Genomic DNA, 17,926 nt, shown 5'->3' with positions numbered 1-17,926 from the left:
ATTAGGTAAGAGTAACAACTGCGTACCTCTTACCTAATTTACCGTTACAAACTACTTAATGCAGATACTGTGCCACATTTTTAAATAAAATTTAAACCGTTAAATATCAACAACTTAAACATAATCATTTTAATTTTTAGCTATATATGAATATAAACTTGAAAAAACCTGTCGCTAATTAGCAACAGCAAAACAGAGGTTAAAATATTATTGTTAAAATTCAATAACTTAGCGTGTATGTTTTTTGCGACAGTTTTGACTGAATTTATCAAATATAAATAATTAACTTTATTTTCAATAAGTTATACCAATGTCGGCATGCAGCATTCTGAGGGGCATTTTGCAGTCTGGGGACAGGTCTTACAGGTTACACCTTGGAGTCTGGCCTGCCGTAAAAGGCCTGACCCCTATTGGATAGTGTTAAACAGCAAGGCTTTTCTCAGCCGAACTGTTAGGGTCAGGCTGAAAGCCAGACTCCCTAGTTAATAAAGCCGTATTTTTGCGCGACTTTATCGAAGTACTCTAAACATTGCTTAGCGTACTGGCGTTTTTCTACATAGCTGCCGGGAAAAAAGCTTTTCTTAAAGCCGTAGGCCACCATGTCTTTTAAACGTTTAAGCGGAATATCAAAGTTATCCAGCGCCAGTTTGTATTCACGGCTGACTGTAGTATTCGACACCAACCTGTTGTCGGTGCAGATCACAGTGACAATACGATGGTCCAGCATATCGCCGAGTTTATGCGCTTTGATGTCGCTGATACTTGGGTTGGTTTGCAGGTTGCTGGTTAAACAGACTTCAATAGCAATACGTTTGTCGGCGATGTAGGAGGCCAGCTCACGAATATACTTTTGTTTATCTTTGATGGCAGGGTCCTGGATCATTTCAGGCACAAACAAGGAATAACCATGGCCTATGCGGTCGGCATAACATTCGGTAATGGCTTCAAACACACTTTCAGCACCATAAGCTTCACCGGCATGTAAGGTTTTCAGCAAAAAATGCTGATGAGCGAACTCATAAACTTCTTTAAATTTGCTGGCCGGATAACCCGACTCCTGCCCAGCTAAATCCAAAGCCACTATAGGAATACCAGCTTCATCCCGTAATCGCACACTGGCGCGCACTAATTCCATAGCAGCCAGCTTAATGACTTCAATAGGACTGAAATCGCGCATCAACTGGAATAAGTTGGTGTAGTAAGGTGAAAAACCTTTGTCGCCAAACATCCGCATGGCGCAGTTGATAATGCCGTAGGCAAAAGGCGGTTTGTCGCCGTTCAGAATAGCAGCCTGGCTATTGTATTCCTGCTGAGCTCGTTTCAGACCATTATTGACCGCATGCATCACCCGGTCAAAATCTATGCCTGTTGGCAGGTCGATTAATAGCTGAGGCGCAAAACGCACTTCAATGTAGTTGACGCCTTCCAGTTGGTTGTCGATGGCAAGCTCGTAAGCAGCACGCTCCAGATTATCCATATCACGCAGCACGGCGCAGGTGTATTGGAAGCAATGTAGGTATTCGCCCAGATTCTGATAACTGTCCTTAAATACCAGCTCTTTTAAGCCTTCCACTGTTTGACTCGGCAGCTGCACACCGGCTTTTGCCGCCATCTCAATCAGGCTGTCTAAACGTAAGCTGCCATCTAAATGCAAATGCAGATCGGACTTTGGCATTTCTTTAATAAAATCAAGAGAGTAAAAATGCATAACAGAATAAACCTGCAAATTAACAAAGTGTTTTAGTTATAGCAGTTTAGTGGTAGAACTGGAATTTAAAATGGAATGTATTGCTTAATGGAGAGAGGAAATGGTGCCCGGGGCCGGACTTGAACCGGCACGCCCTTTCGAGCGAGGGATTTTAAATCCCTTGTGTCTACCGATTTCACCACCCGGGCATGAGCAGAGCGTGTTTAACAACACTGGCAGAACGGGGCGCATTTTATGCTGAATAACTGGCGTTCGTCATGTGTTTTTCATAAAAAAATTGAAAAAACGCATCAACCGCCTATTTTTTCAGCAAAAACCGCTCTGCTTAACGGCCTTTGCTGCAAAAAACACCAGGTTGATGATTCTGTCGCTGACATTAACCTCTGACATAAAGGCCTTATTGCGAACAGTATCTTCAGCTTTTCAAGAAACCATACCATGACATACAAAATAACCATACGATGACAAATTTGGTGTTTCCCAGTAAATCATGTGCATCCATAATGTAATAAAGTTACCAATATAAAATATTCTTTCCCCTAAGAAGAATAACGAGAAAAACTCTAACTGCCTATTCGGCAGACCATGCTATGGGCCAAAGTGCCGTAATATTTCTAGTATTTCCAGCTGCCTATACGGCAGAACACCATTCAGATTGTACCTCCGCCAGCTATCTTGTTTTTTCAGCTGCCTATACGGCAGAACACTATAGATTAAGTATAAATTACCTATGTAAATCAACGAGAAACATAAGGTTTTTTCAACCTACCTTAAAACACACTAACGAATATAAACGTATTAAAAACATCAACTTATTTGAACAGAAAAAATGAAGGTATTATTTCATCGCAGATAACCTGAAAAATCAGGTACAGAGCCATTCATCTGCTGATTAGTGGCAAGCCCATAGCTATTAAAATGGGATTCACAGGGTTTAGATACTGAATCTTTTTGGATGTTCAGACAAAAATCCTGGCCACTACTGCGGCTGGCTATAGTTACAGCATGAAATGACTCAAACTCTCGGAGTTGCATGGTATGTGGGGGTTCAAACACCTCTCCTCTTGCGGTCGCTCTCTTTTCAGCTCGCTTCAGCTTTCTTCTTATCCCACCCACAAACATCTTTGAAATTGTTTGGTTGCGCCTGAATCTGACTTCAGGACAATCTGCAGGAACAACTTGTACGTTGCTAATCTCAAACACACCGTATTCTTGCATCTCCTGAAAATACGCTTGCTGCTTTAGCTTATCCAGGATGGATATATCCGAATGCACAAAGGCAATCACATGACCGATGCTTGAGTTAGTCCAAGCAGGAAAGCTAACGCCCAATCCTTGTAAATCATGCTTAGATACGTAGCCATGCATCACTGAAATGCAACGCCCGCAAAGTAATGAAAAATTGGCCTCTTTTGGCAGAAAACGGATCATAAAATAATAGCGAGTCATACTTTACTCCTGTGTTCTGGATTCAGTCTTTTTCTGAAACAAACCACCTTTAATCAGGACAGAAAAAACATAATAGATCTGACTACTGATTTTGATCTGCGTACTATTTTTCTGCTGTTTTAGTTCATCCAAAAAACTGTCAGCTTTGATAAACAACGAATAAAAATTAAGCTCTGAGTTTGGCTGGCGCAGAGCAATACCTAACTCTTTGTCCGCTCCATACTCGTGTACCCTCAGACGTTTAGATTCAGCCAGATACCAGTCATCAATAGATTGCAACGCAGCACCAATTTTGACAGAGTTAAAACTTACGGCATGGCGTCCATCAACACATTTCGTTTTTACGAATACCTTAGATGCTTCTCCTTGAGCAGCCTTTTCACTAAAAACCTGGCTAGGGTAGATCTCCTGGCAAAACGCAGTAGCTATTTGGGCTGTAATGTCAGCACACCAGAATACTGCAGGATTTGTTAATGCCTGATGTATCTCTTCACTCAGCTGTTCCAACACAAGCAAAGCATCTTCTGGCCAAACACTATCCCATGACAGCTGGCGCGTATTATCAATTTGATAAACTTTGCCCGAGCTACTTTTAATCTCGATATTGGTATCGCCAGTGTTTTGGTTCCGCCATAACCAGGTGCCCAACAGGATATTTTTGCAGTAGCGAGTTGCCAGCTCTTTGTAACCGCCACATGCTTTAAATACATCAGCAAGCTCCTGCAGCGTATTAAAAACGCTGGTATCGCTGCAACCAGATGGCTTTAAGGAGTTCGCTTGAACTCTCAATGAAAAACGACAGTAAATATGCTCAACATTAGGCGGGACGTAGCACTCCTCTATTACCACTGGATTGCAGTGCGCAAGGTCTTGAGGCGCTAAATTTTTGGGAGTGAACTTTGGCGTAAATGCTTCAGTAAAACCTGCTTTCTGGCCACGAATTCGATTTATGTCTGCTTCAAGTGGCACAAAATCGTCATCTGCTGTTTTATAAAAAAACACTGCCTTCCCTGGGTAAAGGGATCTGTCATATTTCAGAATATTACATAACTCCATCTGCACCCTCTCATATCCGCTTCATTAACATGAACTGTTCTTGAGCATCTAACATCCAAAATGCTCTTTTGAAAAAGTTCTTCAACCCTTGCAACCTGATTTCACTGGTATTTGTGCATTGAACTACACCTACGCCCGCCTCAGCGTAGCAATGTAAAGCTTCCTGAGAATTGGATCTGCTTTGAGGTGCTCCAAGCAACAAGTAACCGAGCATTGTTGGGCATAAAGACGGATCACTACTGAGTAACCCTATAAGCTCACTCAGTTCCGAGAATTTATATTTCGTTGGCATAATCCAGGTTCCTGAGTGTGGCAAACCACATAGCTTGGAATAGAGTTCAAGCTCCCCCTGATACAAAGAGCACCATTCCGCGGTAGTGCTCAGCTCAGGCGGATGCATCACTCCACCGGCAAAAGTTGTGGGAAAACTTGCCTTTAGCGCTTCAGGTTGTGTATCCAGTGCATTCAGGTCGTCGTCAAAACCATCAAGATGCACTACTAAATCAAATGAGAAATCACAATATCTGTGGTCGATGATGCCAGGCCGTCTGAATTCTGATTGCTTGTGCCCATGCATCCCAAACTCTGGGAGTCTCTTACCTTCCAGGTAGCTAAAACTTCTCACATACCATGCGAACGACGTTAGACGAATACGAGTGCCAAGAATGCCATTGAGCTGTCGTTGGTAGCGATGCAACATGCCCCATACTGCTGTTAAAGATGGAACACCTGCACAATAAGGGGTCGATAGTGCTTGTGCTTCATGCACCCGAATACCTTTTAAATGCAGGTAACACTGAGGCCTTTCGTTATCTGATTGGCTGATGCGCTCATCAGCACAAAGATTCGATAGTAACCACTTCAGCTGGCTTTTTAGCGGCAACATTAACTGTTGATGAAAGGCGTACTGAGCAGTCTCTGGATGATTTGAAAGGCATGAATTTAATAGTTTGAGCAGCGGTTTAAGCAATTCGGATAATTCAACAGCAGGCAAAGTCACAAGCTGTCGCTCTAATGTGAATTCGCCACTATCCAATTTGTACAAAAGCTGTGGGTTTTCTTCAATGGCCGCTCGAAGTTCGGCTATTGGTGCGATCCACTCAGCCAAAGAGGCTCTTATTTGACGAAGGCTTGTAACCCTCTGATGACGACGCTGTTTTAAAGCTACAGCAAAACGACTAGTCCGCAAAAGTTCTAAGGCTTTTCTAAACCTCTGCTGAGATAACGTCCTAAGACTTAAGATTGTCTCCCCCCTATATACTCTCTCCAGCAGGGTATCCACTGAACTGCTGGCCGTTTGATTCACTCGCGGTGGGTAATTCAGCACTTTAATACTGCCACCAAGCGAAGCAGCTAAATCACCAACGGAAGCGGGTCGGGTAAAGATGATATTTGTTGAACGAACTTGCTTACTGAGAGCAGCTTTTTGAATTTCAAGCTGAAGCGAATGAGACACCACAGGAGTAATTGCCAGATACCCGTCACGGTAAGGCATTCTGACCTGAACTGAATGCCTATCTACAGCATCAGGAAAAGCGCTTCCTGGTAAAAAGTGGCTAACCCGATAACACAATTCCAGTATTTGTTTGGACTGCATTCCGTGGTCCTTGAAGGCCTTTTCCCAAGGTTTAGGCAAATCTTGCGTCAGTTCAGCCAGGCAACAAACACGCCCTTGCCAAAAGAAGTAAGTACCAAATAGTTTGATCAGATTTACCTTTCCCGAGTCATGAGACCACCCAAGTACTGGCAAGCAATTAGCCCCACTTATAACGCCATATTTCGCGATAGGTGGCTTTGTTTTCAGTCGTTGTTTGCTGACTCTGATATCTGGATACTTTAAGTTATGAGAATGCAGCCACTGCACCTCATTTACACAGCTGTCTATGTGTTCTTTATCCTCTAACGTTGCTCTGGCCAAGCTCTGATCAAGCAAATCTTTAACATCTGACTTGGGGTACGTCAGATTAAGCAAGACAGAGAGCGCTGAAGTCTCATTACCCGACACGTCCATCGGTTCGCTATAAGCAGCAAAGGCCGACCTCAATGCTGTAGTGCGTTCTGAGACTTCTTCAACGTCTAATAATTGTCTAAAAGTCAGGTTAGTTACCATGCTGACAAATACATCCCTATACTGTTTGCGCCAAAACTGCTCTTGTACTCCGTCACTTGCCGCAAATGAAATATTGGAGCATTGGGATCAATCCGTTGACGTAATGGCTGCCTAAACGCATGCTTTAAAATACCCTCCTGATAAAGTCGGTAGACTTGCTCATTTGTAGTTGCAAGCAGTACAGCAGTCTCTGCAACGCTTACCAACATGTCTGCGATATTTGGCTTTGTCGTTTTAGGATTAGACTGAACCAACAACTCTAAATAATCCATCAACGCTAGGTAGATAAAATGCGGTTCTTTGTCATAGGGATATAAGCATTGTGACCTCAAAATGAGGTCGCCATAAATATGGTGAAAAGGTGTTTTGTTAAACTGGTCAATAAGCTTTTGTTCTGCCCTTAAAGTGACTTGATCCAATTCCTGATAAAAGTTCTTTGGCCAATTATTGAAATACAGCACAGCATCCCTAAACACATTTTCGGTGCCCTCGGAATACCTATCCTGATACCAGACCAGGGCGGCAAAACGCTGCGAAGCGGACCGCACATTTAGCAAAGGATTACTGGATACAGGGTCAGCATTAATAAGGCTTTTGGATAATAAAAAAGTCAGTTCTTCAGCTTTGGCTGTGGTCGCCAAGGCAAATTCGTAGCCGCAAAGACAGTTTGTAACAGAGCCGTTTTCCAAGTAATTGATTGAGGCACTGCATTGAGGGCAACTATGAAGCAACTCACACTGATGCTCGGCACAAACCTGATAAGGCTTATAGTGCCAATGCTGTCGAATGTAAGGTTCACTCGACAAGCAATAAGGACAAACCGGAACGCTCGTTAATTCGTTTTGAGCAGAGTAACGGATAAAGCTCAGCGGAATATCAACACCACCTCGGTGAACTGCGGAAAAAGAGCCGCTAAAAATGCGGTTTGACTTTAAGAGCGCAAGTTTTTTTAATTCATAATCCGGAAGGCCAAGCAAGCGCTCAAGCAAACCCAGCGCTCTCATTCGAAAGTGGCTGTTCAGCTTGGCGTGGTAGACGTTTAAGAGTTTTAAATCGACGGGAAAAGCGCCATGCGCTTCAAAATCTAACTCATGTAGCTCTTCTCTTATCGCTAAACTAAGCTGCGAGTAAGAGGCAAAAAAATTCTCTGCAACAACACGTAATAAGTAGCTTTCCAGCGACTCATCAGCAAAAGCACGCGCCTTGGGTGAAAAGAGAAACGCCATAGCAACTCGCCAGAATTAACACGTCATTAGAATCAAGTTAACGGCCATGGGCAGTATTGACAAGAGGATTTGTCCTCGGAGATGGAGAGAGGAAGCGTGAGCTGTTATCTCCTGCTTTTACTACTAGTTGGAATGCTCTACCCAGAGTCAGGTAGCTGATAATTAGAGTTGTTTAGTGTCAGAGGCGGATATTTAGGTTTTTAAATAGAACAGACGATATAGAGTCACCGAGACGAAGTAAGCGTTTTCTGATTATCGGCTATCCCCCAGTACACAACAAAATAGACAGACTTGGCGGTTGTCAGTTAGCGCATGTCTACGCTAGCTTTTAAAAACATACCATTCGAGTTAAGTTTAATCATTTAGTAAATGCTGTTACACAGAGGGATCCCATGAGCTACTCCGTTGAAATTATTAATAATAACCTTCTGCCTTTGCCTGATGAGCTGTGTACTGAGCTAGGTTTTGCCGTAGGAGATATTTTGGTTTGTGAGATGAATAAAGACCGCTCAGAAATGAGGATGGTAAAGCATAAAGACCAGACATTAACTGATGAACAGATCTTAGCAGCAGGGAATTTAACACGCGTGATAAACACCATGCCTGACGAATGATGGCAGCACTAAAGGCTGTCTGAACGTCAATAAACTCCATAAGGTAATAAGATGACACCAAGACCATCTATAAAAAACGAACAGGAATATAAATCCGCATTAGAAGCCATTGAGCAGCTTCTTGAATCTGAGCCAGGGACGCCTCAAGGCGCAGAGCTTGAGGTCCTTGCAAGGTTGATAGAAGAGTATGAGGATATTCATTATCCGCTCAAAGAGTAATACGGACAAAAGCAATGGATTAGCTAGTATTCAGCGGTTTCAGATGGCTAGGACATCATGTTTGGAGGCTTTCAGATCTGAATTAGGTAGTATTGGCCTGCGTTATCAGACTATGAAGACCGAATTAGGTATGCATTCAGTCCTAATTAGGCTCTAAAAGCCTAATTAAATGGCACTTAGAGCTGAATTAGGTAATATCAGGCTTGTTTGTCAGACTCTAAATACAGAGTTAGGTAGTATTCAGCCCCTAATTAGGCTCTAAAAGTCGAGCTTAATGGCTCTGAGATCTGAATTAGGTAGTATTAGGCTGCGTTATCAGACTATAAAGACCGAATTAGGCACTATTGCTCCCCTGACGAAGGAGAAAAGTACTGAATTAGGCCAACTGTCGGATTATCACTGAAAGCGGACGTTTACCAGTACTTATAAAATATGAATTTCGAAGCTCTCAAAATGACCATTTGTGGATTTCTGACTGAAAAAGACATGTACGAATTTGAGGCAGCTCTAATTTTTTCGATGTTAATTGGTGCAACAAGATATCTAAATATATAACGCTTCATTAAAACTCATTAACCTTAAAACTATGTCGATAGTAAAAACCAGTCTGAAAATGAAACAAGTCAGTGCTTTAGCACACTTATCTCAATTAAATTCCCTAAAAAGTGTGATAGTGTCATTGAATAACAAAGAAGCTTCGCTCTGAAGCTGACAATCAAGCGACGAAGCATCAAGGAGCAAGGGTATGTCGTCAGAATCCGATACAAGAGCCAATTACATCGATCTAGCTCTTAAGGCGGCATCGTGGCACCCCAGTAATATTATTCGCGAACACTACTTCACCGATGGGCGCAAGCTAGCAGGCGGAGCTCGTGGTCGTCGCTGTTTCGTTGATTATCTCTTGCATAAAGACAACCGCTACCTCGCTGTCGTCGAAGCTAAAAAAGAATCTGAGCATCCAACTAAAGGCCTGCAGCAGGCGATTGATTACGCCAAAAAGTTGTTAGTTCGGTTTGTATATTCAAGTAATGGCAAACAAACCTATGAGTTCGACTTAGAGACGGGCAAAGGCGCATACATTGAGTTTTATCCAACGCCTCAAGAATTAGAACAACGCTATGCGGGGATTACTTCAAGCCTAGGCCAACAGCTTCGGAATGTGCCGTTCCATCTCGAAGGCTCCATGCAACCCCGCTACTATCAAGAGTTAGCGGTTCATGCAGCCACAGATGCTATCGGTCAAGGTAAACCAAGAGTGTTACTCACCTTAGCTACGGGAACAGGTAAAACCTTTATCGCCTTTCAAATAGTCCACAAGCTTTATCAAGCCCGTTGGAATAAGGAAAACCCAGGCACACGTCGCCCAAGAATTCTGTTTTTGGCTGACCGCAACATTTTGGCTGATCAAGCAATTAATACTTTTAACCCCTATGAGAAAGATATCATCAAGATTAATGGCGAAGAGGTTAAAAAGCGTGGGGATATAGTACCAACTAACGCTCATATTTTCTTTGCCATTTATCAAGCTATTGCAGAACGTGAAAATATCGAAGGCTACTACAAGGCATACCCAAGTGATTTTTTCGATTTGGTAATGATTGATGAATGCCATCGGGGTAGTGCTAATGAAGAGGGATCTTGGCGAGAAATTCTGAACCACTTCGGTAGTGCTGTGCATATCGGTTTGACAGCCACGCCAAAACGAGATGCAAACGTCGATACCTATGAGTATTTTGGAAAACCGGCTTTTGAATACGCTCTGAAAGACGGTATTAACGACGGTTTTTTAACTCCTTACAGGGTCAAGCGTGTTCGTACGAACCTTGACGAGCTTATACTGACAAAAGACGATAAAATTATCGAAGGCGAGTCGGAACAAAGCGTGTATCAGGTTGCAGACTACGACAAAAAGATCATCGTCGACGAGCGCACTGAGCTGGTCGCAAAGACCATTCTTGAGAACATCAATCCACTGGATAAGACCATTATCTTTTGTGAAAACCAAAATCATGCACTGACTATGCGGGACATGATTAACAAGCATAAAAAGATTTCGGACCCACTTTATTGCGTGCGAGTTACCAGTGATGAAGGAAAGATCGGTCGAGAGTTGTTAGAGAGGTATCAAGACAACGACAAGGACATACCGGCCATCCTGACGTCATCGCAAATGCTGACAACAGGGGTGGATGCCCGCAATGTGAGAAATGTCGTGCTCGATAGAACAATCAACTCAATGGTTGAGTTTAAACAAATTGTTGGGCGTGGTACTCGGGTGTTTGACGGCAAAAATTACTTCACAATTATCGATTTTCGAGGTGCGAGTAATAAATTTTATGACAAAGACTGGGATGGGGAGCCTGAACCACTAGAACCAAAAGGAACAACTGAACCTACACCACAACCGTATTCGCCTGAACCAGGCACTAATAATGGTGGCGACGGCGAACCAGCAACTGGCGCGACAAAACCCAAACTCAAAGTGAAGTTGGGCAAGCACAGGGAACTAAAAGTCATTGATGTCGAAATCAGGGATATCGATGAAAATGGGATCCCGCTTACCATACAGGCTTTTGTCGATAAGCTAATGGGGCAATTGCCTGGTTTATTTAAGTCGGTGGAAGAGCTTCGACATATTTGGTCTGATCCTGACGAACGAGAAGTTTTGTTAGGTAAGTTAGTTCAAGCAGGATTCGATAAAGAACAACTAGCTACACTTCGTCGAATGTTTGAGGCAGAAGACAGTGATGTTTTCGATTTGCTTGCGTACTTAGCATTCGAACAACCTATGGCCACTCGGAAGGCGCGAGCCAATCACGTTCGCAGCAATAACGCTTTCTTTGGTCAATTCCAGCAAGACAAAGCCCAACAGTTCCTACATTTTGTACTTAACCGGTTTGAGCAAACCGGCAGCACGGAGTTATCACGCGAGCGCCTACCAGCACTTATCGAGCTATCCGGGTTGGGGACAGTCAAAGATGCTTCAATAGCATTTGGTGGAAAACCAGCATATTTGCTGGCGGCATTTAAACAATTACAACAACAGCTATACCACGTGAGCTAAAATGCAATTAACACTCGCACCTAACCAGCTGTACGATCAGCCTCAGACCCTACATATCAACAAAGTAGCGACCTTGATTGGTGAAAATGGCAGCGGTAAATCCAGTATCTTACATTCAATCTTTAGAAAGCAGATTGAAGAACCTAGCGACACGCTTCAGCTGATCTGTGCTACTTCAGGACAAAATGAAAACTTCTCTTTCTTTTTCGAACGAAGACTAACCTCTTTACGATCAAGGAAAGATATAAGTGATATTGATTTTTCTAGCCTTTTCTTTACTCAGAAAGATGTGCGATTCCTTACGTTTCTCGCCTACACATTCAAGAGGAACGGCTTAGTTTTTAATTTTGTTAACAACCACAAGGCATTCAAGGATCAAGCTTCAGTTAAATTGAGACTGAATATATCTGTTCCTGATACTTATATAAAAAATGTACAACAAGACCAGATAGCTGAAGCTAAAGACTATGAACACCCGTCGATAAGAAAAAGACCTTTTAATCAGCGACTTGACGCCTTTCTTGAAAAAATAGAAACACTTCCTGACCTTGATGCTCTGCTAGAAACAGGTAAAGGCTTAAAGTCAACCGAAGTAGAAGTAACTAGTGAACAATTTTTTAATGTTTTTGATGGTTCTAGAGTTGATGCCACAAAATTTCTAATCGAAGGCTCATACAACGAATATTTCTTTTCAGCTTCTGAAATTTTGCTTTACCTCACTGATAATATTGAATTTTCATTGCTCAGCGATGGTGAGTATCAGTTTCTATTCGTAGCTTCACTAATTGATCTATTTGATGGGACTTCTTCTCTTTTCATGTTTGATGAAGTTGACTCACACCTGCACCATAAAAACGTTGAGCTCCTTTGGGGTATCCTAAGCAAAACTAAGGGTAAGGTCATAACAACAACTCATTTAGTCGACTCAATCGCTGAGAATGACTTCGATTCATTGTTTTTGGTTGAAAATGGACAGATAAAAAATGAGCAGAAGTCTCAAAAATTATTGGAACGATTGAAGATTTTATCCAAAAGTAAAGTCGTCGAGTTAGAAATCGCCTCCAAATTGAACAACATTTGCTTGATTGATTACTACAACGATTGGAAGATTTTTGAGTTATTAGCAAGGCAGAAAGGGCTTGACTGGACACCTCTTTCTTCCATCAATCCGATAGCAAAGTCATCTAGTTACAGTGCGGCAGGTGACAGCTTCGGCGCGTCTAAGATCAAGTGGCTTAATGAATTGAGGGATATGAAGGAATATATCAGGGCATGTAATGCTGATAAGTATGGCAAAGCGAACGCAATCTATGACCACAAAGTAACCAACGTCTTTTTGGTGTGCGATCGTGATGAGTTACCAGACGCAAACATTCACGCTCAAAGCGGGGTCAAGGTAGTTGGAGTTGATTACCCTGATAAATTCAACTTAGGTTTACCTTGTCCAGAAAGAATCAACAGTCATTTGCTGACTTGGAAACGCCGCGAAATCAAAAATTACTTGCTTTCACATACAGCTCTATCGCATCACAACGTACTTGCTGCAATCAACAATCCTGACATTGCTCAGCGAAATCTTTTACAAACAAACACCCCAGGTGATAACGACGATATCCGCCGCTTGAACGCAAAAACTGTCATCGACCCTCTGATCAATACCGAGGGTATAGGGCTCGACATGGACAAGCTCAAAGCCTATATCGACCTGATTCCGCCCGCAGAAATCAGCGAAGACATCACCAATATGTACAATTTTATTATCGGAAAACTATAAGCCATGTCATTACAACAAAAGATTGACCGAATTACCGACATACTTCGCCGCGACGATGGCATTAGCGGTGCTATGCACTACACCGAGCAAACTTCATGGGTGTTGTTTTTAAAGTTTCTGGATGATTATGAATCTGAAAAACGAGACGAAGCCGAGTTATCAGGTAAAGCATATCAACCCGTATTAGATGAAGCGCACCGATGGTCGACCTGGGCCTGCCCGAAAAACGCGGATGGAACCAAAAACCTGAAAGCTGATTCTGGCGATGACTTAATCAAATACGTTAACGAAGAACTTTTTCCTTATCTGAAAAGCTTTGCGAATAGCATCGTCACCGGCGGCGCTGACCCTAAGTCATTTGCTTACAAGGTTGGTGCTACATTCCAATATCTAGACAACAAAGTAGCGTCCGGCCATACCCTGCGGGAAGTGCTGGATATTGTGGATACCCTCAATTTCCAATCCAGTGATGAAATGTTTGAATTGTCATTGGTATACGAAGGTTTATTACAAAATATGGGCGATGCCGGTGGTTACGCTGGCGAGTTCTATACACCACGCCCTGTTGTACGTGCCATGATTAAAGCCATTGATCCACAACCAGGCCAAACCATTTATGACGCTGCTGCGGGTTCCTGTGGTTTCTTAGTTGAAGCCTTTGACCATCTGAAGTCTAAAAAGAGCGAGCTTTCAACCGAGCAGTGGAATTTCATTCAACGAGATACCTTCTTTGGTTTTGAAAAAACCTCACTAGCTTACGTCATGGGCATGATGAACATGATCTTACATGGCATCGAGTCACCTAACCTTTACCGCGGAAATACGCTGACGCAAAATATCCGCGATATCCAAGAGAAAGACCGGTACGATATTATCCTTGCTAATCCGCCATTTGGTGGCAAAGAAAAAGACCAGATTCAACAGAACTTCCCAATTAAAGCAAATGCCACAGAATTGCTGTTCATGCAGCACTTTATGAAAACGCTGAAAAGCGGTGGTAAAGCGGCAATTGTGGTGCCAGAAGGCGTTTTATTCCAAACCAACAGCGCCTTTAAGCAAGTGAAACAGGAACTGTTAGAAAATTTTAACTTGCACACCATATTAAGTCTGCCTGCTGGCGTATTTTTGCCGTATTCCGGCGTTAAAACCAACGTGCTGTTTTTTGAGCGTAGCGGAGGCACTAGTGATATTTGGTATTACGAATGCGAGCCAGAGCAAAAGCTCACCAAAAACAAACCAATCACCGATGAACACTTAAAAGAGTTTGTCGAACTGTGCAATAGCCGCGAAACTACAGACCGTTCCTGGACTGTCTCGGCCAGAAATCTGGCTGAAGATTACGATATATCGGCAAAGAATCCTTCTAAACAGAGAGATACTGAGCATTTAACGCCAAACGATATCCTCAAGCAGGTCCGCAATAAAGAAAAGTTCGTGTCTGGTCTTTTGGATGAAATTGAAGACCTTTTGGCGGGGAAATAGGCATGGAGCAGGCATTGTATAATTTACCAGAGGGGTGGGAGTGGTATTCTGTTAAAGAGCTCAGTAATAACATCCAGTATGGGCACACAGCTAAAGCGGAAAGCAACGGTAATGCAAAATTTTTGCGTATTACAGATATTCAAAATGGGAAGATTGATTGGCAAGGTGTTCCAACTGTATCTCTAGAAGAAAAAGAAGTTAGCAAGTATGCCCTGAATGATGACGATTTAATTTTTGCCCGTAGTGGTGCAACAGCAGGGAAATCTATTCTAATCAAAAGTGCGCCAAAAGACGCAGTATTCGCATCATATTTAATCAGGATTGTACCAAAAAAAGAAAAGATTCTACCTGAATTCCTCAGCTATTTCTTTTTGACACCAACCTATTGGGAGGTTGTCAGCCAGAACGCGGCTGGCGCAGCGCAGCCAAATATCAATGGTACGAAGCTTTCCGAGTTCATAGTTCCTGTGGCGCCTCAAGAACAACAAAAACGCATCGTTGAAAAACTCGATGCACTGCTCACACGCATCGACACAGCCATCGAGCATTTGCAGGAAAGCGTCACACTGAAAAGTGCCTTTCTTCAATCGGCGCTTGATGGCCAGTTTTCTGCTATCAGTGAGAGAATGACTATTGAGTCGCTGGCTGAGGTAAAAGGCGGCAAGCGCTTGCCAAAAGGCGAAAAGCTAAGTGATGAAGTGACTGATCACCCATATATCCGAGTAACAGATTTTACTGATAAAGGAACAATAGATTTATCTGACATCAAGTACATATCGAAACATATCCATAATCAAATCAAACGCTATGTGATTTCTAAGGACGACCTTTATATCAGTATTGCAGGAACTATCGGTAAGACAGGTTTTGTCCCCCCAGAATTAGACGGTGCAAACCTGACAGAAAACGCAGCTAAGTTGGTTATCAAAGATAAGCAACAACTAGATTTAAGCTACCTGTATCTATTTACATTGACCTCTGATTTCTCTGCTCAGGCAGGACTCGCGACCAAAACAGTTGCGCAACCCAAATTGGCGTTAACACGCTTAAGCAAGATCGAAATCCCGATATGCTCTCTGGAAAAGCAGAAAGATTTAGTTGCAACGATTGAGGCATTGAAAAGCAAAATTCACGATGCGGAAGCCGTCCTTCTAGGAAAAATGGAAGACTTAAAATGTTTAAAAGCATCAATTCTCGATTCTGCTTTTAGAGGCGAGCTCTAAGGAGGGAGTATGAGCTTACAAACCAATCTCAAAGGTCGCTTACGTAATACGTCTTTACCCAAAAGTCACGGTCTGATGCCAGTTTTTGAGGCGGTAGTAAACTCTATTCACTCGATTGAAGAAAAAGGGCATAGCGAAAATGGTAAGGTTGTTCTTTGTATCAATCGCGATACTCAAAGCAGTCTGGCTCTAGATTCAAAGTCTCTATCACCTATTATCGGTTTCACTATAATGGATAATGGCTGTGGTTTTAATGAAACCAACTTTAAGTCATTTGAAACATTAGATTCCGACCACAAAATTGATAAGGGCTGTCGCGGTGTTGGTCGTCTGATGTGGTTGAAGGTGTTTGACCTGGTCGAAGTCGAAAGCCACTTTGTCGACGTTGATGGTCTGCTTAAAAAGCGTGTATTCCGCTTTGACGATAAATTGGGCGTCCATGGTGAAAAGATCCTGTTAGCAACCGCTCAGCAAGCAGGAACACAAATTAAGCTGATTGGTTTTGATGAAAGCTTCCGTAAGCATGCGCCGACAAGGAGCGAATCAATAGCTAATCAGCTATTGGAGCATGTACTTTGGTATTTTGTACGAACTCAGGATGCTCCAAAAATGATTGTTGAAGATTCCGGTGAGAGCATCGATCTGGATGCTCTCTATGATAAGCACATGCATGCAAGTGCTTATCACGAGAATATTACAATTCGAGACTATTCCTTCGACCTAACCCACATTAAATTTCGTGCATCGGTAAATAAAAAGCATCAGCTGGCTCTCTGTGCAGCGAACCGACTGGTTAAAGAAGAATCCATTCAAGGAAAAATTCCCGGCTTATACGGCAAAATATCTGACGCATCAGGGGAATTTACTTATACCTGTTACGTGTCTTCAGGCTATCTAAATGAGCGTGTACGCAGCGAACGCACCTCTTTTGATATTGCAGAAAATGAAGAGGATATGCTTAACGAGGTCAGCTTTAAAGATATTCGCGATACAGTGCTGGCACGCACTAAGGAATATCTGCAAGATGTTTTGGCAGAAAATGTCTCAGCGGGTCGTAAGCGAGTAGATGATTTTATCGATCATCATGCACCGCGATACCGGCCTATTGCTCACTATGTGGCAGAAGAACTGCTGATTGTTGACCCCGAAAAATCCGACAAAGATTTAGAGTTACATCTACATGCACAGTGGTACGAGGTCGAGAGACAGTTAGTGAGCGAGGGCCATGACATCATGCAACCTCAAAATGAGGAGCATGTGGAGGAATACAAGGAACGGCTGAGCGGGTATCTACGAAAAGCTGAAGACCTGAAAAAATCAGACCTTGCCAATTACGTTTCACATCGAAAGGTCGTTATTGATCTGCTGCAAAAATCCATCGAGCGCCTAAAAGATGGTCAGTATGCCCGCGAGGATATGATTCATGAACTAATCATGCCTATGCGCAAAGATTCCAGCGAGGTTTTACTAGATTCTTGTAACCTGTGGTTGATTGACGAACGTTTGGCATTCCACAATTACCTTGCGTCTGACAAAACATTCAAAGCGATGCCAATTACTGGTAATGATTCAACAAAGGAACCAGATTTAATCAGCCTGAGAGTATTTGATAACCCTTTGCTTGTTAACGATCAAACTAGCTTTCCTCTGGCCTCTATCACCGTGGTCGAAATCAAACGCCCAATGCGCAACGACATGCGTGAAGGTGAAGATAAGGATCCGATTGATCAAGCACTTAGTTATTTAGAGCGCATACGAGCAGGTAAAGTAACGACAAAATTTGGGCGACCGATACCCGGCAACAATGATATCCCTGGGTATTGCTATGTGCTTTGTGACCTGACTGAATCCATGCATCGCCGCTGTCGCCGAGCCAATCTGCGGATAACATCTGATGGGATGGGTTATTTTGGGTATAACGAGCCATCCCATGCCTACATCGAAGTGATTAGTTTCGATCAGTTAGTAAAAGTGCGTATTCTGATTTATCTGAACACCTAT

The 17,926-nt window shown here is 42.8% G+C and carries 13 protein-coding genes and 1 tRNA gene; 8 read left to right on the top strand and 6 right to left on the bottom strand.

Features of this window, described 5'->3' with window-relative positions:
* Positions 1 to 478 precede the first annotated feature (478 nt).
* The 6 genes from EMM73_RS10825 to EMM73_RS10800 form a co-directional block, all read right to left on the bottom strand.
* Positions 479 to 1,708 (bottom strand): adenosine deaminase family protein, encoded by a 1,230-nt coding sequence (locus EMM73_RS10825; RefSeq protein WP_127686451.1) that lies wholly within the window; start codon positions 1,706 to 1,708, stop codon positions 479 to 481.
* A 101-nt stretch (positions 1,709 to 1,809) separates the two neighbouring features.
* Positions 1,810 to 1,896 (bottom strand) — tRNA-Leu (locus EMM73_RS10820).
* A gap of 655 nt (positions 1,897 to 2,551) precedes the next feature.
* Positions 2,552 to 3,157: a type I-F CRISPR-associated endoribonuclease Cas6/Csy4 gene (cas6f, locus tag EMM73_RS10815; RefSeq protein WP_127686450.1), complete on the bottom strand. Its 606-nt coding sequence runs from the start codon at positions 3,155 to 3,157 to the stop codon at positions 2,552 to 2,554.
* A gap of 3 nt (positions 3,158 to 3,160) precedes the next feature.
* Positions 3,161 to 4,213 (bottom strand): type I-F CRISPR-associated protein Csy3, encoded by a 1,053-nt coding sequence (gene csy3, locus EMM73_RS10810; RefSeq protein WP_127686449.1) that lies wholly within the window; start codon positions 4,211 to 4,213, stop codon positions 3,161 to 3,163.
* Positions 4,214 to 4,223: 10 nt separating this feature from the next.
* A complete protein-coding gene (locus EMM73_RS10805) occupies positions 4,224 to 6,323 on the bottom strand; it encodes a type I-F CRISPR-associated protein Csy2 (protein WP_127686448.1) in 2,100 nt (699 codons plus the stop codon).
* Complete coding sequence (locus EMM73_RS10800) at positions 6,317 to 7,549, bottom strand: TniQ family protein (RefSeq protein ID WP_127686447.1); 1,233 nt, start codon at positions 7,547 to 7,549, stop codon at positions 6,317 to 6,319. The genes EMM73_RS10805 and EMM73_RS10800 overlap by 7 nt, the downstream gene beginning before the upstream one ends.
* A gap of 56 nt (positions 7,550 to 7,605) precedes the next feature.
* Between EMM73_RS10800 and EMM73_RS20515 the strand changes: the two genes are divergently transcribed.
* The 8 genes from EMM73_RS20515 to EMM73_RS10765 all read left to right on the top strand — a co-directional run.
* Entirely contained in the window at positions 7,606 to 7,704 is a 99-nt protein-coding gene (locus EMM73_RS20515; protein ID WP_127686446.1) for a DUF4113 domain-containing protein, read from the top strand.
* Positions 7,705 to 7,941: 237 nt separating this feature from the next.
* Complete coding sequence (locus tag EMM73_RS10790; protein WP_127686445.1) at positions 7,942 to 8,163, top strand: hypothetical protein; 222 nt, start codon at positions 7,942 to 7,944, stop codon at positions 8,161 to 8,163.
* Positions 8,164 to 8,214: 51 nt separating this feature from the next.
* Positions 8,215 to 8,382, top strand: a complete 168-nt coding sequence (locus EMM73_RS20050) for a hypothetical protein (RefSeq protein WP_186435190.1) — start codon at positions 8,215 to 8,217, stop codon at positions 8,380 to 8,382.
* Positions 8,383 to 9,127: 745 nt separating this feature from the next.
* Complete coding sequence (gene hsdR, locus EMM73_RS10785; protein WP_127686444.1) at positions 9,128 to 11,446, top strand: EcoAI/FtnUII family type I restriction enzme subunit R; 2,319 nt, start codon at positions 9,128 to 9,130, stop codon at positions 11,444 to 11,446.
* Position 11,447: 1 nt separating this feature from the next.
* Positions 11,448 to 13,220, top strand: coding sequence for an AAA family ATPase (locus EMM73_RS10780; protein WP_127686443.1), 1,773 nt, complete (start codon positions 11,448 to 11,450; stop codon positions 13,218 to 13,220).
* Between the two features lie 3 nt (positions 13,221 to 13,223).
* Positions 13,224 to 14,702: a class I SAM-dependent DNA methyltransferase gene (locus tag EMM73_RS10775; protein WP_127686442.1), complete on the top strand. Its 1,479-nt coding sequence runs from the start codon at positions 13,224 to 13,226 to the stop codon at positions 14,700 to 14,702.
* Positions 14,703 to 14,704: 2 nt separating this feature from the next.
* Positions 14,705 to 15,925, top strand: a complete 1,221-nt coding sequence (locus tag EMM73_RS10770) for a restriction endonuclease subunit S (protein ID WP_127686441.1) — start codon at positions 14,705 to 14,707, stop codon at positions 15,923 to 15,925.
* A 9-nt stretch (positions 15,926 to 15,934) separates the two neighbouring features.
* A partial coding sequence (locus tag EMM73_RS10765; RefSeq protein ID WP_127686440.1) for an ATP-binding protein occupies positions 15,935 to 17,926 on the top strand: 1,992 nt, incomplete at its 3' end.

Source organism: Rheinheimera sediminis (assembly GCF_004005375.1).
In the GTDB taxonomy this organism is placed as follows: Bacteria; Pseudomonadota; Gammaproteobacteria; order Enterobacterales; family Alteromonadaceae; genus Pararheinheimera.
Note: the sequence above shows the minus strand (reverse complement) of the source record. Positions and strands in the feature narration are given on the sequence as shown.

Bases quoted from the DNA above. Each gene is read 5' to 3' on its own strand.
- EMM73_RS10825 (WP_127686451.1), bottom strand. From the start codon at position 1,708: ATGCATTTTTACTCTCTTGATTTTATTAAAGAAATGCCAAAGTCCGAT.
- cas6f (WP_127686450.1), bottom strand. From the start codon at position 3,157: ATGACTCGCTATTATTTTATGATCCGTTTTCTGCCAAAAGAGGCCAAT.
- csy3 (WP_127686449.1), bottom strand. From the start codon at position 4,213: ATGGAGTTATGTAATATTCTGAAATATGACAGATCCCTTTACCCAGGG.
- EMM73_RS10805 (WP_127686448.1), bottom strand. From the start codon at position 6,323: ATGGTAACTAACCTGACTTTTAGACAATTATTAGACGTTGAAGAAGTC.
- EMM73_RS10800 (WP_127686447.1), bottom strand. From the start codon at position 7,549: ATGGCGTTTCTCTTTTCACCCAAGGCGCGTGCTTTTGCTGATGAGTCG.
- EMM73_RS10790 (WP_127686445.1), top strand. From the start codon at position 7,942: ATGAGCTACTCCGTTGAAATTATTAATAATAACCTTCTGCCTTTGCCT.
- EMM73_RS20050 (WP_186435190.1), top strand. From the start codon at position 8,215: ATGACACCAAGACCATCTATAAAAAACGAACAGGAATATAAATCCGCA.
- hsdR (WP_127686444.1), top strand. From the start codon at position 9,128: ATGTCGTCAGAATCCGATACAAGAGCCAATTACATCGATCTAGCTCTT.
- EMM73_RS10780 (WP_127686443.1), top strand. From the start codon at position 11,448: ATGCAATTAACACTCGCACCTAACCAGCTGTACGATCAGCCTCAGACC.
- EMM73_RS10775 (WP_127686442.1), top strand. From the start codon at position 13,224: ATGTCATTACAACAAAAGATTGACCGAATTACCGACATACTTCGCCGC.
- EMM73_RS10770 (WP_127686441.1), top strand. From the start codon at position 14,705: ATGGAGCAGGCATTGTATAATTTACCAGAGGGGTGGGAGTGGTATTCT.